The sequence below is a fragment of the Synechococcus sp. N26 genome, from assembly GCF_900473975.1.
Classification (GTDB): domain Bacteria; phylum Cyanobacteriota; class Cyanobacteriia; order PCC-6307; family Cyanobiaceae; genus Parasynechococcus.
In genome coordinates this window covers 32,899-54,674 of the sequence record NZ_UCNM01000012.1, presented here as the reverse complement: position 1 = coordinate 54,674, position 21,776 = coordinate 32,899, and the positions used below count along the sequence as shown (strand labels likewise).

Here is a 21,776-nt window from a genome sequence, read left to right as displayed (position 1 = left end):
GATCCGTGGCTGCCCCAGCCCCGCAACAAACTGTCCAGTTTGGACGCCGGCCGTCTAGACGGTCTCAAAGACTGTTGCCAAAATCCGGACATAGGGGATCAGCTCATCGATGATGGCCGTTGCAGAAGCGTCTCAGGAGAGTCTCAAGCAACGCCTCAATGTCAGCGGCGGACACGCCTTGAAGGGAACGCTTCGCGTCAGCGGCGCGAAGAACTCCGCCCTGGTGCTGATGACAGCCAGCCTCCTGAGTGAGGAGACCATTGAGCTGACCAACATTCCCTCTCTCACAGACATCGATGGCATGAGCGCCATCCTTGAAGCTCTGGGGGTTCAGGTCGACAGGCAGTCGGACTGCATTCGCCTCACCGCCGCCGAGCTCAGTAGCTCGGCCCCTCCCTACGAGCTAGTCAACAGCCTTCGCGCCAGTTTTTTCAGTATTGGCCCCCTGCTCGGACGCCTGGGACACGCGCGGGTCCCTCTTCCAGGGGGTTGCCGTATCGGGGCTCGTCCCGTTGTCGAACACATCCGCGGTCTGAAAGCCCTCGGCGCCGTCATCAACGTGGAGCACGGAATTGTCACGGCCTCAGTGCCCGGCAGCAAAAAACGCCTGACAGGCGCACAGATCGTGCTCGACTGCCCCAGCGTTGGCGCCACCGAAACCATTCTGATGGCAGCGGTGCTGGCCGATGGGGTCTCCACCATCGAAAACGCTGCTCAGGAACCTGAAGTGCAGGACCTGGCCAACCTGCTCAACAGCATGGGCGCCCAGGTGAGCGGCGCTGGCGGCCCGGTGATCACCGTTCAAGGGGTGGAGCGGCTCCGTGGTTGCACCAACTATCCGGTGATCCCGGATCGCATCGAAGCCGGAACGTTCCTGATGGCGGCCGCCATCACGCGCTCACCACTGGTGGTGGAGCCCGTGATTCCCAAGCATCTCAGCGCTGTGATCCAAAAGCTTCGCGATTGCGGCTGCTCCATCGAGATCAAGGGGAGAGCCGTGACGATCACACCCGGCGAGATCACGGCCGTGGACATCACCACCCAACCGTTTCCCGGGTTTCCAACCGATCTTCAGGCACCGTTCATGGCCCTGATGTGCACCGCGAAGGGCACCAGCGTGATTAGCGAGAAGATCTATGAAAACCGGCTGCAACATGTGGCCGAGCTGCAGCGCATGGGGGCATCGATTCGGCTCAAGGGCAGCACAGCCATCGTTGAAGGCGTGGCTCAGCTGAGCGCGGCGCCCGTCACCGGCACCGACCTCCGTGCAGCCGCTGCCATGGTGCTGGCTGGCCTCTCCGCTAAAGGAATCACCGAAGTGGCTGGTCTGAAGCACCTTGATCGGGGCTACGACGACCTCGAAGCCAAGCTCAGCGCTGCCGGCGCTGAGGTGAAGCGCAACATCCTCTGAAGAGGGGCCCTTCAATCAATACAATCCCTGAGCGGGAGCCTGGCGGAATTGGTAGACGCAGCTGACTCAAAATCAGCCGGCCACTGGTCTTGGGGGTTCAAGTCCCCCGGCTCCCATCCCTCCGCCGTCATGAACACCTACGGCCGTTTCCCTTTGGCTCTGGCCAAGGGAAAGGGCTGCTGGGTCAAGGACACCCAAGGACGGCGCTACCTGGATGCTGTTGCTGGCATTGCCACCTGCACCCTGGGCCACAGCGACAGGGCCATGCAGCGGGCTCTGCGCAAGCAGCTGGGACGGCTCCAGCATGTGTCCAACCTCTATCGGATTCCGGAACAGGAAGAGCTGGCCAGCTGGCTGGTGCGCAACAGCTGTGCCGACAGCGTCTTCTTCTGCAATTCCGGCGCCGAAGCCAATGAGGCCGCGATCAAGCTGGCGCGCAAACACGGCCACCAACGGCGCGGCATCGAACAGCCAGTGATCCTCACGGCAGCAGCCAGCTTCCATGGCCGCACGCTCGCGGCGGTCACCGCCACCGGTCAACCCAAGTACCACAAGGGTTTTGAGCCCATGGTGACCGGGTTTGATTATTTCCCCTACAACGATCTGAAGGCCCTCGAAACCCTGATCAACCGCTACGAACAGTCCGGTCCCTCAATCGCGGCCGTTCTGGTTGAACCCCTGCAAGGAGAGGGTGGCGTCAACCCTGGAGACCGCACTTTCTTCTCACGCCTACGCGAGATCTGCACGGAGCGAAACATCCTGCTGATCCTTGATGAGGTGCAGGTGGGCATGGGGCGGAGTGGCCGCCTCTGGGGTTATGAGCAACTGGGCATCACCCCTGACGCCTTCACCCTGGCCAAGGGCCTGGGCGGTGGTCATGCCATTGGTGCCCTGCTGGTGAACGCGTCAGCTGATGTGTTTGAACCCGGCGACCATGCCAGCACCTTCGGCGGCAATCCCTTTGCCTGCCGGGCGGGGTTGACGGTGGCCACCGAAATCGAACGACGAGATCTGCTGACCAACGTCACAGCGCGAGGCGAACAACTGCATGACGGGCTCCAGGAGCTTGTGAACTGTTTCCCCGAGCACCTGCAAGGCGTGCGGGGCTGGGGCCTGCTGCAGGGCATCGTGATCCGGGAGGGCAGCAGTTGGACGGCCCCCGCGCTGGCGAAAGCCTCCATCGACCACGGTCTGCTGCTGGTGGCGGCCGGCCCCTCGGTGCTGCGCATGGTGCCCCCACTGACCATCAACAAGCGCGAGGTGCGCGAGCTGCTGCGCCGTCTGGCGGCAACCCTCTCCAGCCTCAGCTGAGTGGACGATCTGTCTGATCTGATCCCACGCTTCGACCTGCGTGGCATGGATCTGCAGTTGGATCGCATGGATGCGGCCCTGCACGAACTCGACCATCCCTGTCGGACGATTCCCGCGATTCAGGTGCTGGGCACCAACGGGAAGGGATCCATCGTCAGCTTTCTGGAATCAGCCCTCTGTGCCGCCGGCCTCCGCTGCGGGGTCACCACCTCCCCTCACCTGGTGAGCTGGTGTGAACGCATCCGGATCAAGGGGACCCCCATTCCGGTTGAAACCCTGCGCAGCCGGTTGCAGGCGCTCCAGCCCCTGAACGAACGGCATCGGCTCACCCCGTTTGAACTGCTGGTGACCGCCGCCCTGCTGGAGTTCCACCGGCACGCCTGCGAGCTGCTGGTGCTGGAAGTGGGGCTGGGGGGACGGCTTGATGCCACCACGGCCCATCCCTGCCGTCCAGTGGTGGCCGTCGCCAGCATTGGGATGGACCACTGCGAGCACCTGGGACACAGCCTCACCGCCATCGCAACCGAAAAAGCGGCAGCGATCCCGCCTCAGGCCACCGTGATCAGTGGCGCCCAAGCCCCTGAAGTGCAGGAGGTCCTGGAAACAACCTGCCGCACTCAGCAGGCCACGCTCCACTGGGTGAAGCCGCTGAATTCAAGCTGGCAACTGGGCTTGCCCGGCGCCATTCAGCGAAGCAACGCCGCTGTGGCCCTCGGTGCCTTGCAAGCCCTCTCGGGCCTGGGCTGGTCGTTACCTGAAGCGGTGATTCAGGAGGGTTTCGCCACAGCCCACTGGCCCGGTCGCCTGCAAACCGTGCATTGGGGCGTCCACACGCTTCGCCTCGATGGAGCCCACAATCCACCGGCCGCAGTGCAGCTGGCCGAAGAACGCAGCCAGTGGAGTTGTGCCTGCAACGGTGTTGTTTGGATCCTGGCGATTCAGGCCCATAAGGACGCTGTCGCCATGCTCCAGACGCTGCTGCAGCCCCAGGACCAGGCCTGGATCATTCCGGTACCAAGCCACAGGAGCTGGAGTCGTTCGGCCCTCCTCCAGGCACTGCCCCAGCTCGAGCATCAGCTGCAGGAGGCCGACGGCCTCGAAAGCGTGCTGCACCAGCTCAGCAGCCATGGATGGCCGACACCGATGCCGATTGTTGCCGGATCGCTGTATCTGATCGGTGACCTGTTCGCTCGCGGCGTTGTAACGGCAGAGTGAGCACAGCTTGGGCGTGAACTGTGCTGCGAATCTCCCGGTTGCTGGGCCTTCTCCTGCCCCTCCTGCTCATGGCAACGCCGGCCCCGGCCCTGGACACCTCAGCTGGGGTGGGACTGCAGGATCGTGCCCTGTTCCAGGAAAAGGTGGACTACACGCTCACCAACCAGAGCAACGGCGACTTCGAGGGGCAGAACCTGGCCAACACATCCTTCGCCGGAGCCGTGGGCCGCGGAGCGAACTTCCGGGGCGCCAACCTGCATGGTGCAATCCTCACCCAAGGGGCCTTTGCCGAAGCTGATTTCCAGGGAGCTGACCTCTCCGACGCCCTGATGGATCGCGCCGACTTCGTCGCCACCGATCTACGCAATGCCGTGCTGACGGGGATCATTGCGTCGGGCAGCAGCTTCAGCAACGCTCAGATCGAGGGGGCCGATTTCACGGATGCCCTGCTCGATCGTGATGATCAACGCCGGCTGTGCAGCGATGCCGATGGCATCAACCCCAGCACCGGAGTTTCCACCTTCGACAGCTTGGGCTGCTGATCCTCAGGAGCGCTCCTCCCAACCTCGAAGCTTGCCGGGATTGAGCAGGCCCTCGGGATCAAAGCGCTGCTTGGCCGCCACCTGATCGGCATCGATGACGCCAAGGCCGCCGTCTTCCACGGTGATCACGTGGGGGTTGAACAACACGGCACCCGCGGCCCTGCAGTCGTCCATAAACCGGTTCAGCTGATCTGCCCCCTGCCAACGCACGAGCGGCAGAGCCGCCAGCCGAGGACAGCCCTGCTGACGCACAAGCTCGAGATGCCAGAGCAGGGCATCACCCCAGCGCTGCTTCAAGGCCGCCATCGCTGGGGCCTCCGGTTGCGGCAACAACATCTGCAGGTAGGTCCATCCCGGCTCTGAAGCCCGCACATGCAGGGTGGTGTGGTTCCAGCTCAGCTCGCGCAAGCCATTGCCCCCGGAAAGATCCTCAGGGCCGAGATCCCGCAGGATGGCACCAGCTGACTGCGCCATCCGTTGCAGGCTGTTGAGCCCATCGGGGGCAACGAGCAACAGCAGCCGGTGCGCCGAGACGGCAGGACCACCCCAGCTGGGCATCCGGGGCAACAGCGGCTGTTCCAGCAGGCTCGCCAAATGGAGATCCAAGGCCGAGGCAGCGATCCGTTGCATCAACTCAATCGCCTGCTTCCAGTGCTCGCAGTCCACGCTCACCTGGTGCCAGTTGACCGCTGGAGCTGTGGCCAAGCTGAGGGCCGTGATGATGCCGTTGGTGCCGTATGCGTGATTCAAAGCCTCCGCATCCATCTCGCCGAGTTGATGGCGCCGGGCATCGGGGCGTAGCGGCACGATCTCCAACCCGAGTAGATGACCTGGATCCCGCAGGAAGCCCCAGCGCAGGGAACCGATGCCCCCAGAGCCCCCTGCCACAAAGCCGCCAATGGTGGCGCTGCGCCAGGTGCTGGGCATCAAGCGCAGCTGGCGTCCATGGCGGCGCAACTCCTGATCCAGATCGCGCATCACACAGCCCGGTTCCACGGTGACCACCCCGGTGATCGGATCAATCGAGCGGATCTGCCGCAGGGCCGTGGTGAGCATCACCACGCCGCCCTGCAGAGGCACACACTGGCCGTAGTTCCCTGTCCCAGAGCCGCGCAGGGTTAAGGGAACCTGGTGCTCAGCGCAGGCCGAAGCCAACCGTTCAACGGCATCCACCGTGCGCGGACGCACCACCAACTCAGCACGGCAGGCCTCCAGCCGCGGCGTCAGCACGGGGGAGTACTCAAAGGCGTCCCGGGAATGGCGCTGCAGCTCCCCCGGTTCATCCAACAACTCCAGTTCCGGATCAACGCTGAGGGCTTGCCGCAGGGCAATCAAGGCTTCAGCGCGACCCATGGCGTGGCGGAACACTGGTCAGGGTCTAGCGCCTGGCGACGACTGCCAGTGGCCGTCCACGAGAACCTGACGCTGCTGAGCAGAACGGATCAGGTCCGACCATCCCTGGCCCTCCATGCTGATCAGATCGGCAGGAGCGCCGGCCCGCAGCACCCCATCCCATTCCAGTTGAAGAATGGCTGGCGGTGCCGTGGTGAAAGGGGCCAGGCCCAGACGCTGCCAGGGCAACAACTGAGTCAAGGGCATCGATGCAGCCAGCAGGGCCAAGGGGTCGAAGTCGCCTCCCGGGAACCAGGGGTCGACCACGTTGTCACCCGCCACCGCCACCGGAACACCGGAACGTTGCAACTGACGGATCGGGGCCTGCGGACGCTGAAGGGGGGTGGCATCGTCCGCCCGTGCGAGCAACCAGGCATTGGTCAGGGGCAGGGCAATCACACTGAGCTGCGCTGCTGCCATGCGCTCTGCCAACCGCGCCAGAGAGGACGCCGGCAGAAGGGAAAGACTGCTGGCATGGCTGCAGGTGACGGGAACCTGCACCGGCACGCGCAGCAGGGCCTTCAACAGCTGAACCATGCCCTGCGCCGCACCGTGATCCGCCTCATCGATGTGGAGATCGACGCCGCAGTTGTGGCGATCAGCCAGGCGCAACAACACCTCCAACTGCTCCGTGACCACGGCCGATCCACAAGGAGGTGTCAGAACACCACCAAGACAGCCGCCACTGGCGGCCACACGACGCGCCAGAGCATCCGCTTCAGCTGAACACCAGAATTCCAAGGGCACCAGCGCCACCAGCTGCAAGTCGATGCGGCGGCGCCAGCGCTGCTGCAGAGTGAGCAAGGCATCCCAGCTGGGCTCAGCACCAGGGCCACCACTGTCCACATGGCTGCGCATGGCCCGCAGCCCATGGGCGAATGCTCTCTCCATGGCGCGTTCTCCGCGTTGAAGCACGCAGGCCACGGTTCGGGAGCTGTGCTCCCGCAGGTTGGCCTCCAGGGCACCCCCGTAGCTGCCGCTGAGGTTGGGATGCTCCTGCCAGGTGTAGGCCTTGTCCAGATGGACATGGCAGTCGACCAAGCGCGGCAACACCATTCGAGACGGTGGCACGCGTTCGGCAGACAGGGGCTGGGGCTCCCGCAGACGCCCCTGCTCCCAGGCCAGACGCACGGGCGTCAGCCCTTGCTTCTCAACCTCCGGCAAGGGCGTTGAAGGGGCGAAATCCAGCAGTGCCAGGGGTGCCCAGGCGTCGAGGACGCCACTCCCCGGCTTGGACTCAAGCGACGGGACGTCCATCACCGCTCATCACCGTTGCTGGCATCGGTGCTGAGGACCACGAAACGACCGGCCACACCAAGGCTGAGCACTTCAAAACCAGGCAGGCGCAGACCGGGCAGCATCTCTTTCCTATCCATCCGGGTGGAATACAGACTGGCCACCAACAAGTTTCGACGGGTGGTGAACTGACCCGCCAACGCCGCCAGTGCATCCCGCTGGGAGGCAATTAGCTCAGGGCAATTGCGAATCCAGAGACGCAGCACCATCGGCAGGGTCGGCTCTTCGCACAGTTCCTTGGTGCCCAACCGGACCAGCTGATCACCGGCATGGGTTTGATAGTCCTCCAACGACGGGTTGGACACCACCAGCGAGAGCACCCCGACCGCTGCAATCCCCCCCGCAAACATCGCCAGAGCAGACCGACCTTGCGGACGCGATGAAGGGGACACCAGGCAGGCTGCAGCTCGTGTTGGTAGATTCTCACGGACGCGGCGGGCGTCGCCAAGTGGTTAAGGCAGCGGCTTGTGGCGCCGCTATTCGGGGGTTCGAATCCCCTCGCTCGCCCTCTCAACAACTCAACAAAGCCCTGAGTAGCGGTTCTGCTCCCCAGCGGATCGGATCCGTGCAGGGCAGACCAAGCGTCTGGCGGATGCGCTCCACCTCGTCTCGAGCCTGAGCCTCATCAAGGCGGGCGGTGTTGAGGGCGACAGCGGCCACCTTGGCTGGCTCAGCAGCCCCATCAGGCCGCGCCCAGCTCGCCAGGGATTCTGTGGTGGCCACCAAGGCCTCAAGGTTTGGAAGCGGGATCTGAGGCAGCCGATCGATGGTCTGCTGTGCTGCCCGATGCACGAGCAACAGGGCCGTCGGCTGCGTGCCCCGCAACAAGGGCAACGTGGCCGTGGAGGCCGGATGGCAGAGCGATCCCTGCCCCTCCACCAGCACAAGGCCCTGCTCAGGCAGAGCAGCCGCCGCGCGAAGCACCGCCGCCTCCACCGCACCGGCGGCGTAATCGACGCGCACAGCATCCAGGGCGACCCCTTCTCCGCTGATCAGAATTCCGGCCTGCCCTGTACCCACAAAGCGCGCGGGGATCCCGGAGCGCTGGGCTGCCTCCCGGAGAGACAAGCATGCGCTCATCTTGCCGACAGCCATATCGGTGCCAATGGCCAGAAGGCGCCGGCAGGGAAGCTCTGCGGCGCGTGCCTGGCCAACGTTGAGTCCTTCCGGCTCCCGGCGCAGATCCCAGATCCAACGGTCGGGCCAGCAGGCGTCTGCCAGTTCAGGATCATCGGCCAGGCGGGTGTGAAGTCCGCTGGCGAGATGAAGGCCTGCGCGCAACGCCGCCAAGGCGTCGTGGCGAACAGGATCAGGCAGCCGCCCCCCCGAAGGAGCCAGGCCAACCACAGCAACCTCAGGCTCGTAGGGCAGAGCAGCAGACAAGTCCGCCACCACCGGCACATCACGCTCGATGCCGGTGACGCGTTGCAGAGACTGGCCCGCATGGTCGGGATCGATCACCGCGACGATCGGTCCAGCACGGTGTCGGAGCATGGCCAGACCGGTCTTGCCGGTGAGGCTGGCCAAACCACCGTGTTGGAGCAGCACCAACCGCATTCCCCGAAATCCCGACGGCGCTTGAATCCCGCTCATCACGCTGCTGTGCCTCCTGCCTGGCGGATCCCCAATCCAGCCATCGCCGAAGGCCGCAGACGATCGTGCTGCAACTCAAGGCCAACAAAGGGGTCATCCACCAAGTTGAGATGGCTGTCGAGATCCGGCCAACGAATCAGAGGCAAGATCTGGGCCGCTGCACCGTTCAACAACGAACTGTCGGAGTAGCACCCCACCATCAGATCCAGCCCCTTCTTCTGCGCCACTTGGGCCATTAACAAGGCCTGACTGAGCCCCCCGGTCTTGAGCAGCTTGAGATTCACACCATCCACCACTGGGGCCAAGCGCAGCAGATCCTCCAGATCCCAACAACTTTCATCCGCCACCAAGGCCATCGGACAGTGCGGGTGAAGCGCCGCGAATCCCGCTGAGTCCTGCGTGGGATCCAAATCTGGAGCCAAAGGCTGCTCCAGCAGCACCACCTGTTGTGCGGCCAGGGGCTCCAGCATTTGCCTGGCCTGATTCACGGTCCATCCGCCATTGGCATCCACCTGCAGTTCGATGGCGACTCCCTGCCGCTGGGATCGATCCTTGATGGCCTGGGCCACCGCTTCCAACATGCTGAGGTCGTGGTCCAAGCCGTCGGGGCTGCCCAGCTTGAGCTTCACCCGCGTCGCCGGCAGCTGCGTCCACCAGCGTTCGAGACGATCCAACACGGCATCCACAGAAGCCAGTCCCAGGGTGACGCTGGTGGCCACACCCTCGGCTGGGTCCAATCCCCAGAGCCGCCATAGAGGATGGCCGAGCCGTTGCCCATGCCAGTCCCACAAAGCCAGATCGACAGCACAACGGGCCGGGGGACTCAGGGATGCAAGCAGGGGCTCAAACCGTTGCGGACGGTGGGGATCCAGAGCTTCCAGTTGCGGCAAAAGCCCCAGCAGTTCCTGTTCCACAGCCTCAAGGGCAAAGGCTCGGTGGCCGGTCTCAAATCCCCCGGTCTCGCCGCGGCCCACCAGCCCATCACGTTCCAACCTGAGCTCCAACCGCACCACGGCAGCGGTGGTGCCCCGGCTGATCGTGAGGGGCACGGCCTTGGTGAGCGAAAACCGAGTGAGGGCCCAGCCCATCGCCATCCGGCTGTCAATCTCCAAACTGACACAACACCGCTGTGACTCACACTGAGAAGGCTTGAGCCAGAGATTTGGTCGCCTCCGCCCCCCTCGCAACTGACGCCACCGCCAACCCCCAGCGGGGCAGCTATTGGATCACCACGTTCGGCTGCCAGATGAACAAGGCGGATTCCGAACGGATGGCGGGAATCCTGGAGGCCATGGGCTACCGGGAGGCGTCAGCCGAACTGGATGCCGATCTGGTGCTTTACAACACCTGCACCATCCGGGACAACGCCGAGCAGAAGGTTTACAGCTACCTCGGCAGACAGGCCCAGAGGAAACGCAGCAACCCCAATCTCACCCTGGTGGTGGCGGGCTGTGTTGCCCAGCAGGAGGGCGAATCCCTGCTCCGGCGGGTGCCGGAGCTGGATCTGGTGATGGGACCGCAACACGCCAATCGCCTGGAAACCCTGCTGCTGCAGGTGGACAGCGGTCAGCAGGTGGTCGCCACCGAAGACCACCACATCCTTGAAGACATCACCACGGCCCGCCGGGACAGCAGCATCTGCGGCTGGGTGAACGTGATCTATGGCTGCAACGAACGTTGCACCTACTGCGTGGTGCCCTCCGTGCGCGGCAATGAACAATCACGGCTGCCCCAGGCGATCAAGCTGGAAATGGAGGGTCTTGCCGCCCAGGGCTACAAGGAAATCACCCTGCTCGGCCAGAACATTGATGCCTATGGCCGGGATCTGCCGGGCATCACGCCGGAGGGTCGCCGCCAACACACCCTCACCGATCTGCTCCATCACGTCCACGACGTGGATGGCATTGAACGGATCCGTTTTGCCACCAGCCATCCGCGCTACTTCACCGAGCGGCTGATCGATGCCTGTGCCGACCTGCCCAAGCTCTGTGAACACTTCCACATTCCGTTTCAGAGCGGGGACAACGACGTGTTGCAGGCCATGGCCCGGGGCTACACCGTTGAACGCTACCGGCGGATCATCGACCGCATCCGTGAGCGCATGCCCGATGCCTCCCTCAGTGCCGATGTGATCGTTGCCTTCCCTGGAGAAACCGATGCGCAGTACCGCCGCACCCTCCATCTGATCGAAGAGATCGGTTTCGATCAGGTGAACACAGCGGCCTATTCACCCCGGCCCAATACCCCTGCAGCCCATTGGGACAACCAGCTGCCGGAGGAGGTGAAGGTGGAACGCCTTCGCGAAATTAATGCCCTGGTGGAACGCTGCGCCCGCAAGGCCAATGCCCGCTACGAGGGGCGCACGGAAGAAGTGCTGGCGGAGGGCATCAACCCCAAGGACCCATCGCAGCTGATGGGGCGAACCCGCACCAATCGCCTGACCTTCTTCAGCTCCACCGGAGCGGATGGTCGTGCCTATCAAGCGGGCGATCTCGTGCCGGTGCGCATCGATGCGGTGCGCTCCTTTTCACTCAGCGGCAGCCCCCTGCCCCACTGAGCACAACGCTGATACTTTTGGCGCTCCCACCGCTCAAGGGTCGCCGCATTCATGCCGTCCAGTCCCATCACGGTCGGGCTCGTCTTTGGAGGCCGCTCTGGAGAGCACGACGTGTCGATCCGATCTGCGGCGACCGTCGTCCGAGGCCTGCGCAGCGGGCAGAACCGAGAGCGATACACGGTGCAGCCGATCTACATCGACCGTGATGGTCGCTGGTGGGGAACAGATCTGTCCGAAGCAACCCTGGCTTCCGAAACCGCACCGGAGCTCAACCCACCTCTGCCCCCATCAGGATTCCAGGGGTTCCCGGAGGGATGTGATGCGGTCGAACTCTGGTACCCGGTGCTGCATGGTCCCAATGGAGAAGACGGCACCATTCAGGGGTTGTTCCAGCTGACCGGCAAACCGTTCGTTGGTGCCGGCGTGCTCGGCTCAGCCGTCAGCATGGACAAGCAGGCGATGAAATCTGCTTTCGCCAGCGCCGGGCTGTCCCAGGTGCCCTATGTGGCCCTGCACGCGTCCGAACTCGAGAACGCGATCAGCCGATCGGCCCTCATGGATCGGATTGAACGCGAACTGAACTACCCCTGCTTTGTGAAGCCCGCCAATCTCGGCTCCTCGGTGGGCATCAGCAAGGTGCGTTCCCGCCAAGAACTGGAAGCAGGCCTCAATCAGGCTGCAGCGCTCGATCCAAGGCTGGTGGTGGAGCAGGGCGTCAACGCCCGAGAGGTGGAATGCGCCGTCCTGGGGGGGCGCATGCTCGAAGCGTCGGTGATCGGTGAGGTTCGTTTTGATGCGGACTGGTACGACTACGAGACGAAATACACCGCAGGGCGTAGCACCACGTTGATTCCCGCTCCTCTGCCGGATGAAGTAGCTGACCGCATCCGCGCCCAGGCCCTGCAGGCCTGCGCTGCCGTGGGCGTCAACGGCATGGGTCGGGTGGATTTCTTCTACGACGACGCCAACGATCAGCTCTGGATCAACGAAATCAACACCCTGCCTGGTTTCACGGCCCAGAGCATGTTCCCGATGCTCTGGGCGGCCAGCGGCGTAACACTCGAACAGTTGGTGCACAAACTGATCCAAACCACAGGAGAATGAACGAAGCGTCCTTCGCCTAACCCATGAGCCACGGACTGCTCTGGTTTCCTCTGCTGCTGGCCTTTGTGCTGCTGGCATCGCTCGGATGGCTGGAACGGCGGCGCCAAAACCTGTTTCGCACCTGGGCCGAAGGCTCCGAACTCGCCAAGCTCGATGGTTGTGGTGGTGCCCGTCTGAAAGACGGAGAACTGCACTGGAGCAGCTTCGAGGCGGGAAGTTTTCAGGATCAGGGCTCGTTTGACGTCTGCAAACTCGAGCTTGTGGAGCTGATGTCGCTGGCGTCCGGTGATGCGCCCCTCACCGATGAATCCCAGGGGCGTTGTCGGCTGCGCCTTATCGGCAAAGATCTGCAGATGGATGTGCCCTTCTCTGATGCCGACCGCGCGCGCAACTGGGGTGAGCAGCTGATGGCACGGGCCCGATGCGACCTGTGAGCCGGGTTTCGAGAAACAACAAATCCTCCCAACGGCCGGTTTCCGCGCAGGTCGCTCGGCGCCGGGACTTACGCCGGCAGGGCCGCCAGACCCTGTTGCTTCAGCTCTGGCGCTTTGTGGCCTTGCTGCTGCTCAGTGGCGGATTCAGCTGGATCTTGCTGCGCCATGGCTGGACGCTGCGGAGCCCTGAGGCAGTGATCCTGACGGGTGGTGCTGCCCTTGAGACCAATCAGGTGATCGAGGCGGCCAAGCTGCGCTTTCCATCACCCCTGCTGGAGGTCAGTCCGAGGGAACTGGAACAACACCTGGTCGGGGCATTACCGGTTCACAGCGCTCACGTGCAGCGCCGAATGTTCCCCGCTCGCCTCGTCATCAGCCTGAAGCCGGAGATTCCCATCGCACGCGCTGAGCGTCGTGGACCCACTGGACGGGAACGGGGGCTGCTCAACGCCGCAGGTGGATGGATTCCCCTGAGCGACGCCGTAGCAGATCCGCTCACAGACATCATGGTGCGGGGATGGAATGCCCCGCAACGCGGTCAGGTCGCTGCGCTGCTGCAACAACGGAATCGCATCGGCGGGATGCTGAAAGCCATCATGCTTGATCCCAACGGCAACATCAGTCTCATCACCACCGAGCTGGGCCGGATTGATCTCGGTGGTGAACCGGCCCTCCTGAATGCCCAGATCGAAACGATCCTCCATCTGAACAAGACGTTTCCAAAGCACCTGCGCGGAGCCCATCAAAGCAGCCTTGATCTCAGCAATCCGGACCGCCCGGAACTGCAACTGCCGGCGCCCCCCGCCCCCAAGCAGCCCAAAACTGAACCCTGAAATCTTCGGGTGGAAAATCTGGAGACCACAACCTCAGCGCCGGGTTTGTGATCTCTTGAAGCCGAGACAAGGCTTCAGGGACATAATGCAACGCAACCACACGGTTCTGCCTCGACGATGGAGATGGTGAGCGGCTCAGGGTCTTTCACGGCAGCTGGTATCCAGCCCAGCCAGTCCGCCCGCATCGAGGTCATCGGCGTTGGGGGTGGCGGCAGCAATGCCGTCAACCGCATGATCCTCAGCGACCTTGAGGGGGTTGGATACCGCGTTCTCAACACCGATGCCCAGGCCCTGATCCAGTCGCAGGCCCAGCAACGGCTGCAGTTGGGGCAGACCTTGACCCGCGGACTGGGTGCCGGCGGCAACCCCACCATCGGCCAGAAGGCAGCTGAGGAATCCCGCACGGATCTGCACGATGCACTGCAGGGCTCCGATCTGGTGTTCATTGCCGCTGGCATGGGCGGTGGAACGGGGACTGGTGCAGCACCAGTGGTGGCTGAAGTCGCCCGTGAAGTCGGTGCTCTCACCGTGGGCATCGTGACCAAGCCGTTCAGCTTCGAGGGCCGTCGTCGCATGCGTCAGGCCGACGAAGGCATCGCTCGGTTGGCGGAACACGTGGACACCCTGATCGTGATCCCTAACGACCGCCTGCGTGATGCCATCGGCGGAGCTCCCCTTCAGGAAGCCTTCCGGAGTGCGGACGACGTCCTGCGCATGGGCGTCAAAGGCATCAGCGATATCATCACCTGCCCGGGCCTGGTGAACGTTGACTTTGCTGACGTTCGCTCCGTGATGACCGAAGCAGGCACAGCACTGCTGGGCATCGGCATCGGTTCCGGTCGCTCAAGAGCCGTGGAAGCAGCCCAAGCCGCGATTGCAAGCCCGCTGCTGGAAACCGAGCGCATCGATGGCGCCAAGGGCTGTGTGATCAACATCAGCGGTGGTAAAGACATGACCCTGGAGGACATGACCACTGCTTCCGAGGTGATCTACGACGTTGTTGATCCCGAAGCCAACATCATCGTGGGCGCTGTGGTGGATGAGGCCCTCGAAGGGGAAATCCACGTCACGGTGATCGCTACAGGCTTCGAGAACAAGCAGCCGTACCGCAGCGAGCGCAGCCGCTCCGTGCCCGGAATGCTGAATCGTGGGGAGCCCGAAGAGAACGGCGCCCGCATTCCTGAGTTCCTGCGTCGCCGTCAGCAACAGGACAACGGCAGCTTGTGAGATCGCTGTCAGGCCACGCGGTCTGACAGCTCACTTGAATGTGGTGACCCGGAACCCACGCCTGCCCTGAGCATCCCGTGTGGCTGCTCCCTTCCGGTCCTGACCAGATTTAGGCGTCAGAGCCGCATGGGCCCGAATCGGCCGAATGCTAGCAATGAGCCCCCGAGGGGTTCTGAAGCTGCATGCGTCCTTCTGATCTGACCCGCTTCAAGCAGAAGGGCCAATCCATCGCCGTGCTCACCGCTTGGGACAGCCTCTCTGCAGCTCTGGCCGAGGCCGCCGGTGCAGATGTGCTGCTGATCGGTGATTCACTGGCGATGGTGGCGCTGGGCCATGCCACAACACTCCCGGTGAGCCTGGACCAGATGCTTCATCACACCCAGGCGGTGGCCCGGGGATTGACGGCCATGCCGGCCGACCAGCCCCTGCTGGTCTGTGACCTGCCGTTTCTCAGCTACCAGTGCGGCGAAGACCGCGCCGTGGCGGCTGCAGGGCGTTTGCTGAAGGAGTCCAGCGCAGCGGCGGTGAAATTGGAGGGGGCGGAACCCGAGGTTGTCGCCGTAATCGACCGTCTGGTGCGCATGGGCATTCCCGTGATGGGGCATCTGGGCCTCACCCCCCAGGCCGTGCATCGCCTGGGGTACAGGCGCCAGGCCACGGACGCCATCAGCCAGGAACGCCTGGTTGATCAGGCGCGCACCCTCGAGCAGAAGGGCTGCTTCTCCCTGGTGTTGGAACATGTTCCTGCCGAGCTGGCGTGCCGGGTGCAGCAGGCCCTGACCATCCCGGTGATCGGCATCGGGGCAGGCGACGGCTGCGACGGCCAGGTGCGCGTCACCGCAGACCTGCTGGGGCTCACCGCCAAACAACCTCCCTTCAGCCCAGCGCTGGTGGATGGCCGCCGCCTGTTCATCGACGCGTTGAAGGGTTGGGTCCAGCAGACCCGGAACAACACTCTTCCCACCACAGAATCACCTCAATCAGCACCTGATTGCTGAGGGCCATGCCCTCGGGGTCGGTGAGGCACCAACGGCCTGCCCGCTGCTGCAGCCATCCACGCTCAACGAACGGTTGCCAGCGGTGCTCAAGGGCGTCGGCATCAAGACCTTGAAGGGTCACCCCTTCCCGGCGCCGCAGACCCACCAGCAATTGATCATCCAGAGGGAGCCCAGCCTCGGCGACTGATTCCTCAGGAGGATGATCCAGCCATTCCGCGTAGGCGGCGCGGGTGCGGGGTCGCGCCAAACGCACCCCCCAGGGTGCTGATGTCGCTCCCATGCCAAAACCCCACCAGCCGGCACCGCTCCAGTACACCCGGTTGTGACGGGAGGCATGGCCCGGACGGGCATGGTTGGAAATCTCGTAGCGGCTGAGTCCAGCAGCCGACAGCCGTTGTGTGGTCCGCTCCATCAAGGCAACGGCCAGGTCGTCCTCCGGCAGCTGCAACAGGCCAAGCGTTCGTTGGCGATCAAACACCGTGCCCGGCTCCACCAAGAGGTCGTAAATCGAGAGATGGGGAGCCTGACTGGCAATGGCCTGATCCAACTGCGCATCCCACCCGGCCAGGGTCTGGCCCGGGAGGTTCTGGATGAGATCGAGACTCCAGGACCGAAGCGCGCCATCGCGCCAGGCCAGAACCAGCCAGTCGATCGCCGCATGGAGGTCGCTCTGGCGATGCCGACGCCCCAGCTGCTCGAGCACAGCATCATCAAAGCTCTGCCCCCCCAGGCTGATGCGGTTCACGCCATGGGCCAGAACGGAGGCCAACTGCGCGGCATCAAAGGTGGCCGGATCCATCTCCAGGGTGATTTCCGCACCCGGTTGAAGACCGAATTTGTTGGCCAAGGCATCGATCAGTGCTCCGATCTGATCGGGGCACAACAGCGATGGCGTTCCCCCGCCGATATACACGGTGGATAAGGGAGGACCCCCTGGGGCAGAGGCGATTTCCCGATGCAGCAGGCTCAGGTACTCACGGATCGAGCGACTGCCAGGCCCATCGTCAGCGCGGGCCTGGTCCCCCAAGGGAACCACTGCGAAATCGCAGTAGTAACAGCGCCGGTGGCAGAAGGGAATGTGGAGGTAGGCGCTGCGGGGCGGGATGGGATAAGGCATGCTTCTGGCATCCGGATCGAGCTGCCACGACCTGAACCCATGGTGGATCCGCTCATCCTGCTTCTGTTTGTAGTTTCCGGTGCAGCTGCCGGGTGGATGGGGATTCACTTGCTGCCCGACGGCCTGGTGAGTGCAACCACCAATGCTGAACAGTTGCGTCTCCAGCTCAGCGCAGCTAGCGGTGGCATTGGCTTGATCGCCGGCCTGGTGTTCAAAAAGCTGCGGGTGCGCCTGATGCAACAGGTGCGCACCATGCCCACCGATCTGCTGGTGAGCCGGGCTGTCGGCCTGATCCTGGGGTTGCTGGTGGCCAACCTGCTGCTGCTGCCTGTTCTGCTGCTTCCGTTCTCCGGAGGAATTGTTCTGCTCAAACCCCTTCTGGCGGTGGTGAGCAATGTCTTTTTTGGAATTCTCGGAAGCAACCTGGCGGAAGTTCACGGCCGCACGCTGCTGCGCCTGTTCAATCCCGCGAGCACGGAGGCGCTGCTGGTGGCTGATGGGGTGCTGACCCCCGCCACGGCCAAGATCCTGGACACCAGCGTGATCATCGATGGCCGGATCCGCGGCATGCTCGCCTGCGGATTGCTGGAAGGGCAGGTGATCGTTGCCGAATCGGTGATCGATGAGATGCAGCAGCTGTCGGATTCCACCAACATCGAAAAGCGGGCCAAGGGCCGACGTGGCCTGAAGCTTCTGAAGGATCTGCGGGAAACCTACGGGCGGCGGTTGGTGATCAACAGCACCCGTTACAACGGCAAGGGAACGGACGACCGATTGCTGCAGTTGGCATCCGACACCGGCGGCACGCTGGTGACCGCAGACTTCAACCTGGCGCAGGTGGCCCAGGTCAAAGACCTGAAGGTGATGAATCTGAGTGAGCTGGTGATCGCGTTGCGGCCTGAAGTGCAACCAGGCGATGAGCTCAAACTCAAGATCGTGCGAGAGGGCAAGGAGGACAGCCAGGGTGTCGGCTACCTCGATGACGGAACGATGGTGGTGGTCAACGAGGCGAAATCGCTGATCGGCCAACGCAAACCTGTGGTGGTGACCGGTGCCCTGCAAACCCCAACCGGGCGCATGGTATTCGCACGGTTGGACGAGAACGATGCATCAACCGACACCAAGCCCTCATCCAAATCGAAAAGTCAGGGAAAACCGGCCAAAACCAGCAACCGCAAGCCCGATGACCCCGGCTAGGCTCGCCCCACCGCGATGGTGGAGATGACAACTTCGGCCCCGTACTACGGCGACAGCGCCGTGATGCGCACACCACCTCCTGACCTTCCCTCACTCCTGCTCAAGGAGCGGATCGTCTACCTGGGCTTGCCCCTGTTCTCTGACGACGACGCCAAGCGTCAGATGGGCATCGATGTGACTGAGCTGATCATTGCTCAGCTGCTTTATCTGGAGTTCGACAACCCAGAGAAGCCGATTTACTTCTACATCAACTCCACTGGCACCAGCTGGTACTCGGGTGATGCGATCGGGTTCGAAACCGAAGCCTTCGCCATCTGCGACACCCTCCGCTATGTGAAGCCTCCGGTGCACACCATCTGCATCGGCCAGGCCATGGGCACGGCGGCAGTGATTCTTTCGGCAGGGACCAAAGGTCAACGGGCAGCGTTGCCTCACTCCTCCATCGTTCTGCACCAGCCCCGCAGCGGCGCCCGCGGCCAGGCGACGGACATCCAGATCCGGGCCAAAGAAGTGCTGCACAACAAGCAGGCGATGCTCGAGATCCTCTCCACCAACACAGGTCGTTCTGTGGAGGAGCTGAGCAAGGACTCCGACCGGATGAGCTACCTCACCCCTCAACAAGCCGTTGAGTACGGACTGATCGACCGCGTGCTCAGCAGCCGCAAGGACCTCCCTGGCAATCCCCCCGTCTGACCGACGGCATCAGACCCAACCCTCCTGCCCTTCCTTCATCAACGTTCTGAACCATGCCGATCGGTACCCCCAGCGTTCCCTACCGCCTACCCGGCAGCCAGATGGAGCGCTGGGTCGATATCTACACCCGTCTCGGGGTGGAGAGGATCCTCTTCCTTGGCTCTGAGGTCAATGACGGCATCGCCAACAGCCTGGTGGCCCAGATGCTCTATCTGGACTCGGAAGACAGCAGCAAGCCGATCTACCTGTACATCAACTCCCCCGGCGGCTCCGTCACGGCTGGACTGGCGATCTACGACACGATCCAGTACGTCAAGAGCGAAGTGGTGACCATCTGCGTTGGCCTTGCTGCCTCCATGGGTGCCTTCCTTCTCGCCGCTGGCACCAAAGGCAAGCGGGTCGCCCTGCCCCACAGCCGGATCATGATTCACCAGCCCCTCGGCGGCACCAGCCGTCGCCAGGCCAGTGACATCGAGATCGAAGCACGGGAGATCCTGCGGATGAAGGAGATGCTCAACCGCTCCCTGGCCGACATGAGTGGCCAGAGCTTTGAAAAGATCGAGAAGGACACCGACCGGGACTACTTCCTCAGCGCCGAAGAAGCCAAGGAATACGGCCTAATCGACCGCGTCATCTCCCATCCGAACGAGGCCTGAACCGAACGGGGCAGGCCGCTGCGTAAGCTCGTCCACTGCAGTGTTCCGCAAGCCCGCCCCGGATGGCCCAGCTCTTTTACGACTCCGACGCCGATCTCGGTCTGCTGAACGGCAAGACCGTGGCCATCATTGGTTATGGCTCCCAGGGTCATGCCCACGCTCTGAACCTGAAGGATTCAGGCGTGAACGTGGTAGTGGGCCTCTATGACGGCAGCCGCTCCGCCGAGAAGGCCAAGGCGGACGGCCTTGAAGTGCTGAGCGTGGCCGATGCCTCAGCCAAGGCCGACTGGATCATGGTCCTTCTGCCCGACGAATTCCAGAAGGACGTCTACGAGAGGGAAATCGCACCCCACCTGAGTGCAGGCAAGGTGCTCAGCTTCGCCCACGGCTTCAACATCCGTTTCGAGCTAATCAAGCCCCCCGCCGATGTGGATGTGGTGATGATCGCCCCGAAGGGCCCTGGCCACACCGTGCGTTGGGAGTACCAGAACGGCCAGGGTGTGCCCGCCTTGTTCGCCATCGAACAGGATGCCTCCGGCAACGCCCGCGGCATGGCGATGGCCTACGCCAAGGGAATCGGTGGCACCCGTGCCGGAATCCTGGAGACCAACTTCAAGGAAGAGACCGAAACCGACCTGTTTGGTGAGCAGGCTGTGCTGTGTGGTGGTCTGTCCGAACTCGTGAAGGCTGGTTTCGAGACCCTCGTAGAAGCGGGCTACCAGCCCGAATTGGCTTACTTCGAGTGCCTGCACGAGGTGAAGCTGATTGTGGATCTGATGGTGAAGGGAGGACTGACTTCCATGCGCGATTCGATCTCCAACACCGCTGAGTACGGCGACTACGTCAGCGGCCCCCGTCTGATCACCGCCGACACCAAGGCCGAGATGAAGCGCGTTCTGGCAGACATCCAGGACGGCACCTTCGCCAGGAACTTCGTGGCCGAATGCGAAGCCGGTAAGCCAGAAATGAAGAAGGTGCGCGACCGTGATTCCCAGCATCCGATCGAGAAAGTGGGCAAAGGCCTGCGCTCGATGTTCAGCTGGCTGAAGGACGCCTGATCCAGCGCAAGCGCTGAACAGCCGGTGGCATCAGACACCATCACTCACCTCATCCCCCGCTCTGTTGCCCTCACGGTGCAGAACGGGGATTTTTATTGGTTTCTGGCCACGCCCCTCCCATGAACTCAGAAGCGTTGGGAGGCCTGCTGGTGATTGGGGCAGCACTGCTTGATCAGCTGATCGGTGACCCGCGCCGGTGGCTCCACCCCGTGGTGGTGATGGGTTGGAGCATTCAGCAGTTGCGCCATTGGGTCGAGAGATGGGCGGGGGACCATCCGATCAAGCTGCGGATCGGGGGAGGTTTGATCAGCCTGATCCTGGTGCTTGGCAGCGTCCTGACGGGCTGGTGTCTGGAGCGGCTGCTGTGGCTTCCCTCCCCTTGGGGATGGCTCAGCGTTCCGATACTGACCCTGAGCCTTGCCAGCGCCCTGGCGGCTCGCAGCCTCAGGGACAGCGTGCTCGCCGTGGTGGATGCGCTGCCATCAGCGGCGGAGGGGGATCTCGAACCAGCCCGCCGGAACTTGAGCTGGATCGTTGGACGAGACGTTCAAAGTCTGGATCGCACGGGACTACTTAGGGCCGCAGCTGAAACAGCCTCAGAGAATGCTGTGGATGGCGTGTTCGCACCGTTGTTCTGGATGGGGATCGGTGCCCTGCTGTGGATGGTCGTGCCCTCTGGTCCTGGTCCGCTGGCGCTGGCCTGGGGCTTCAAGGCCAGCAGCACGCTGGATTCCATGCTTGGGTACCGCAGCGGCCGACTTCGCTGGTTAGGGACAGCCGGCGCTCGCCTCGATGATCTGCTCACCTGGCTGCCCTGTCGGATGGTCATGCTGACGCTGCCCCTGGTCTGCCCACCCTGGACGCAATGGGTGCAACGGGTGCAGGCGGCAGAGCGGGATGGGTCTGCTGATCCATCGCCCAATGCAGGTCGTTCAGAAGCGATATACGCCCAGTGCATCGGGATCCAACTTGGAGGCGAAAACAGGTATGGAAAGCGCTTGGTGCAGAAACCTATGCTTGGGGCTGGCCAACCAACGGCAAGCCAGTCTTTGGTCAGAGCTGTTCTCAAGGCATCAAGCCGACTGGAGATCGTCTGGCTTAGTGGTCTTGGGATCATCCAATGGGCAATGAGCCGCTGAGCA

Annotated in this window: 21 protein-coding genes, 2 tRNA genes and 1 other RNA gene; 17 read left to right on the top strand and 7 right to left on the bottom strand. The window is 63.2% G+C overall.

All coding sequences use genetic code 11. The annotated features are described in order from the left end of the window. The first annotated feature begins 109 nt into the window (after nucleotides 1–109). The 5 genes from murA to DXY33_RS11445 all read left to right on the top strand — a co-directional run bounded on the left by murA (nucleotide 110) and on the right by DXY33_RS11445 (nucleotide 4,479). Entirely contained in the window at nucleotides 110–1,411 is a 1,302-nt protein-coding gene (gene murA / locus DXY33_RS11460; RefSeq protein WP_115132988.1) for a UDP-N-acetylglucosamine 1-carboxyvinyltransferase, read from the top strand. Between the two features lie 33 nt (nucleotides 1,412–1,444). Continuing rightward, a tRNA-Leu gene (locus tag DXY33_RS11455) sits at nucleotides 1,445–1,527 on the top strand. Nucleotides 1,528–1,540: 13 nt separating this feature from the next. Then, complete coding sequence (locus DXY33_RS12565; RefSeq protein WP_170951053.1) at nucleotides 1,541–2,722, top strand: aspartate aminotransferase family protein; 1,182 nt, start codon at nucleotides 1,541–1,543, stop codon at nucleotides 2,720–2,722. Next, a complete protein-coding gene (locus DXY33_RS12560) occupies nucleotides 2,723–3,937 on the top strand; it encodes a folylpolyglutamate synthase/dihydrofolate synthase family protein (RefSeq protein WP_170951052.1) in 1,215 nt (404 codons plus the stop codon). Nucleotides 3,938–4,005: 68 nt separating this feature from the next. Further along, nucleotides 4,006–4,479, top strand: coding sequence for a pentapeptide repeat-containing protein (locus DXY33_RS11445; protein WP_244276066.1), 474 nt, complete (start codon nucleotides 4,006–4,008; stop codon nucleotides 4,477–4,479). Nucleotides 4,480–4,482: 3 nt separating this feature from the next. On the opposite strand, the gene DXY33_RS11440 is transcribed toward DXY33_RS11445, so the two are convergent. The 3 genes from DXY33_RS11440 to DXY33_RS11430 are packed head-to-tail and all read right to left on the bottom strand — an operon-like array spanning nucleotide 4,483 to nucleotide 7,559. Beyond that, the gene (locus DXY33_RS11440) at nucleotides 4,483–5,832 is read right to left on the bottom strand and encodes an FAD-binding oxidoreductase (RefSeq protein WP_115132986.1); all 1,350 of its coding nucleotides are present in this window, start codon (nucleotides 5,830–5,832) and stop codon (nucleotides 4,483–4,485) included. Between the two features lie 18 nt (nucleotides 5,833–5,850). Further along, a complete protein-coding gene (locus tag DXY33_RS11435) occupies nucleotides 5,851–7,128 on the bottom strand; it encodes an amidohydrolase family protein (protein WP_115132985.1) in 1,278 nt (425 codons plus the stop codon). Next, on the bottom strand, nucleotides 7,128–7,559 hold the full coding sequence (locus DXY33_RS11430; RefSeq protein WP_371634832.1) for a DUF4359 domain-containing protein: 432 nt from the start codon (nucleotides 7,557–7,559) through the stop codon (nucleotides 7,128–7,130). The genes DXY33_RS11435 and DXY33_RS11430 overlap by 1 nt, the downstream gene beginning before the upstream one ends. Before the next feature lie 42 nt (nucleotides 7,560–7,601). Between DXY33_RS11430 and DXY33_RS11425 the strand changes: the two genes are divergently transcribed. After that, nucleotides 7,602–7,674, top strand: a tRNA-His gene (locus DXY33_RS11425). A 3-nt stretch (nucleotides 7,675–7,677) separates the two neighbouring features. Here DXY33_RS11425 and DXY33_RS11420 read toward each other — a convergent pair. After that, entirely contained in the window at nucleotides 7,678–8,760 is a 1,083-nt protein-coding gene (locus DXY33_RS11420) for a DUF1611 domain-containing protein (RefSeq protein WP_115132983.1), read from the bottom strand. Then, nucleotides 8,760–9,848 carry a dipeptide epimerase gene (locus DXY33_RS11415; RefSeq protein WP_170951058.1) on the bottom strand — a complete coding sequence of 363 codons (1,089 nt, stop codon included), beginning with the start codon at nucleotides 9,846–9,848 and terminating at the stop codon, nucleotides 8,760–8,762. The genes DXY33_RS11420 and DXY33_RS11415 overlap by 1 nt, the downstream gene beginning before the upstream one ends. A gap of 74 nt (nucleotides 9,849–9,922) precedes the next feature. Here DXY33_RS11415 and miaB point away from each other — a divergent pair, with 74 nt between their 5' ends. The 5 genes from miaB to ftsZ all read left to right on the top strand — a co-directional run bounded on the left by miaB (nucleotide 9,923) and on the right by ftsZ (nucleotide 14,915). Next, complete coding sequence (miaB, locus tag DXY33_RS11410; protein WP_115132981.1) at nucleotides 9,923–11,317, top strand: tRNA (N6-isopentenyl adenosine(37)-C2)-methylthiotransferase MiaB; 1,395 nt, start codon at nucleotides 9,923–9,925, stop codon at nucleotides 11,315–11,317. 51 nt (nucleotides 11,318–11,368) lie between these two features. Next, nucleotides 11,369–12,421: a D-alanine--D-alanine ligase family protein gene (locus DXY33_RS11405; protein ID WP_115132980.1), complete on the top strand. Its 1,053-nt coding sequence runs from the start codon at nucleotides 11,369–11,371 to the stop codon at nucleotides 12,419–12,421. Nucleotides 12,422–12,444: 23 nt separating this feature from the next. After that, nucleotides 12,445–12,855 (top strand): hypothetical protein, encoded by a 411-nt coding sequence (locus DXY33_RS11400; protein WP_115132979.1) that lies wholly within the window; start codon nucleotides 12,445–12,447, stop codon nucleotides 12,853–12,855. Beyond that, nucleotides 12,843–13,688 carry a cell division protein FtsQ/DivIB gene (locus DXY33_RS11395; RefSeq protein ID WP_244276058.1) on the top strand — a complete coding sequence of 282 codons (846 nt, stop codon included), beginning with the start codon at nucleotides 12,843–12,845 and terminating at the stop codon, nucleotides 13,686–13,688. Before DXY33_RS11400 ends, DXY33_RS11395 begins: the two co-directional genes overlap by 13 nt. A 117-nt stretch (nucleotides 13,689–13,805) precedes the next feature. Continuing rightward, the gene (gene ftsZ / locus DXY33_RS11390) at nucleotides 13,806–14,915 is read left to right on the top strand and encodes a cell division protein FtsZ (protein WP_115008739.1); all 1,110 of its coding nucleotides are present in this window, start codon (nucleotides 13,806–13,808) and stop codon (nucleotides 14,913–14,915) included. A gap of 41 nt (nucleotides 14,916–14,956) precedes the next feature. On the opposite strand, the gene ffs is transcribed toward ftsZ, so the two are convergent. Next, an RNA gene (gene ffs / locus DXY33_RS11385) (signal recognition particle sRNA small type) lies at nucleotides 14,957–15,054 on the bottom strand. Nucleotides 15,055–15,097: 43 nt separating this feature from the next. Between ffs and panB the strand changes: the two genes are divergently transcribed. Continuing rightward, nucleotides 15,098–15,913: a 3-methyl-2-oxobutanoate hydroxymethyltransferase gene (panB, locus tag DXY33_RS11380; RefSeq protein ID WP_115132978.1), complete on the top strand. Its 816-nt coding sequence runs from the start codon at nucleotides 15,098–15,100 to the stop codon at nucleotides 15,911–15,913. Here the strand turns inward: panB and hemW are convergent. Beyond that, entirely contained in the window at nucleotides 15,825–17,030 is a 1,206-nt protein-coding gene (hemW, locus tag DXY33_RS11375; protein WP_115132977.1) for a radical SAM family heme chaperone HemW, read from the bottom strand. The two genes, panB and hemW, sit on opposite strands and share 89 nt — an antisense overlap. A 39-nt stretch (nucleotides 17,031–17,069) precedes the next feature. Here hemW and DXY33_RS11370 point away from each other — a divergent pair, with 39 nt between their 5' ends. From DXY33_RS11370 to cbiB, 5 genes are all read left to right on the top strand, one after another. Then, the gene (locus DXY33_RS11370; RefSeq protein ID WP_115132976.1) at nucleotides 17,070–18,227 is read left to right on the top strand and encodes a PIN/TRAM domain-containing protein; all 1,158 of its coding nucleotides are present in this window, start codon (nucleotides 17,070–17,072) and stop codon (nucleotides 18,225–18,227) included. A gap of 24 nt (nucleotides 18,228–18,251) precedes the next feature. Continuing rightward, entirely contained in the window at nucleotides 18,252–18,920 is a 669-nt protein-coding gene (locus DXY33_RS11365) for an ATP-dependent Clp protease proteolytic subunit (RefSeq protein ID WP_114988632.1), read from the top strand. A gap of 53 nt (nucleotides 18,921–18,973) precedes the next feature. Then, nucleotides 18,974–19,576 carry an ATP-dependent Clp protease proteolytic subunit gene (locus DXY33_RS11360; RefSeq protein WP_006851781.1) on the top strand — a complete coding sequence of 201 codons (603 nt, stop codon included), beginning with the start codon at nucleotides 18,974–18,976 and terminating at the stop codon, nucleotides 19,574–19,576. A gap of 62 nt (nucleotides 19,577–19,638) precedes the next feature. Continuing rightward, a complete protein-coding gene (ilvC, locus tag DXY33_RS11355; RefSeq protein WP_115132975.1) occupies nucleotides 19,639–20,634 on the top strand; it encodes a ketol-acid reductoisomerase in 996 nt (331 codons plus the stop codon). A gap of 119 nt (nucleotides 20,635–20,753) precedes the next feature. Next, nucleotides 20,754–21,773, top strand: coding sequence for an adenosylcobinamide-phosphate synthase CbiB (gene cbiB / locus DXY33_RS11350; protein ID WP_115132974.1), 1,020 nt, complete (start codon nucleotides 20,754–20,756; stop codon nucleotides 21,771–21,773). Nucleotides 21,774–21,776 lie beyond the last annotated feature (3 nt).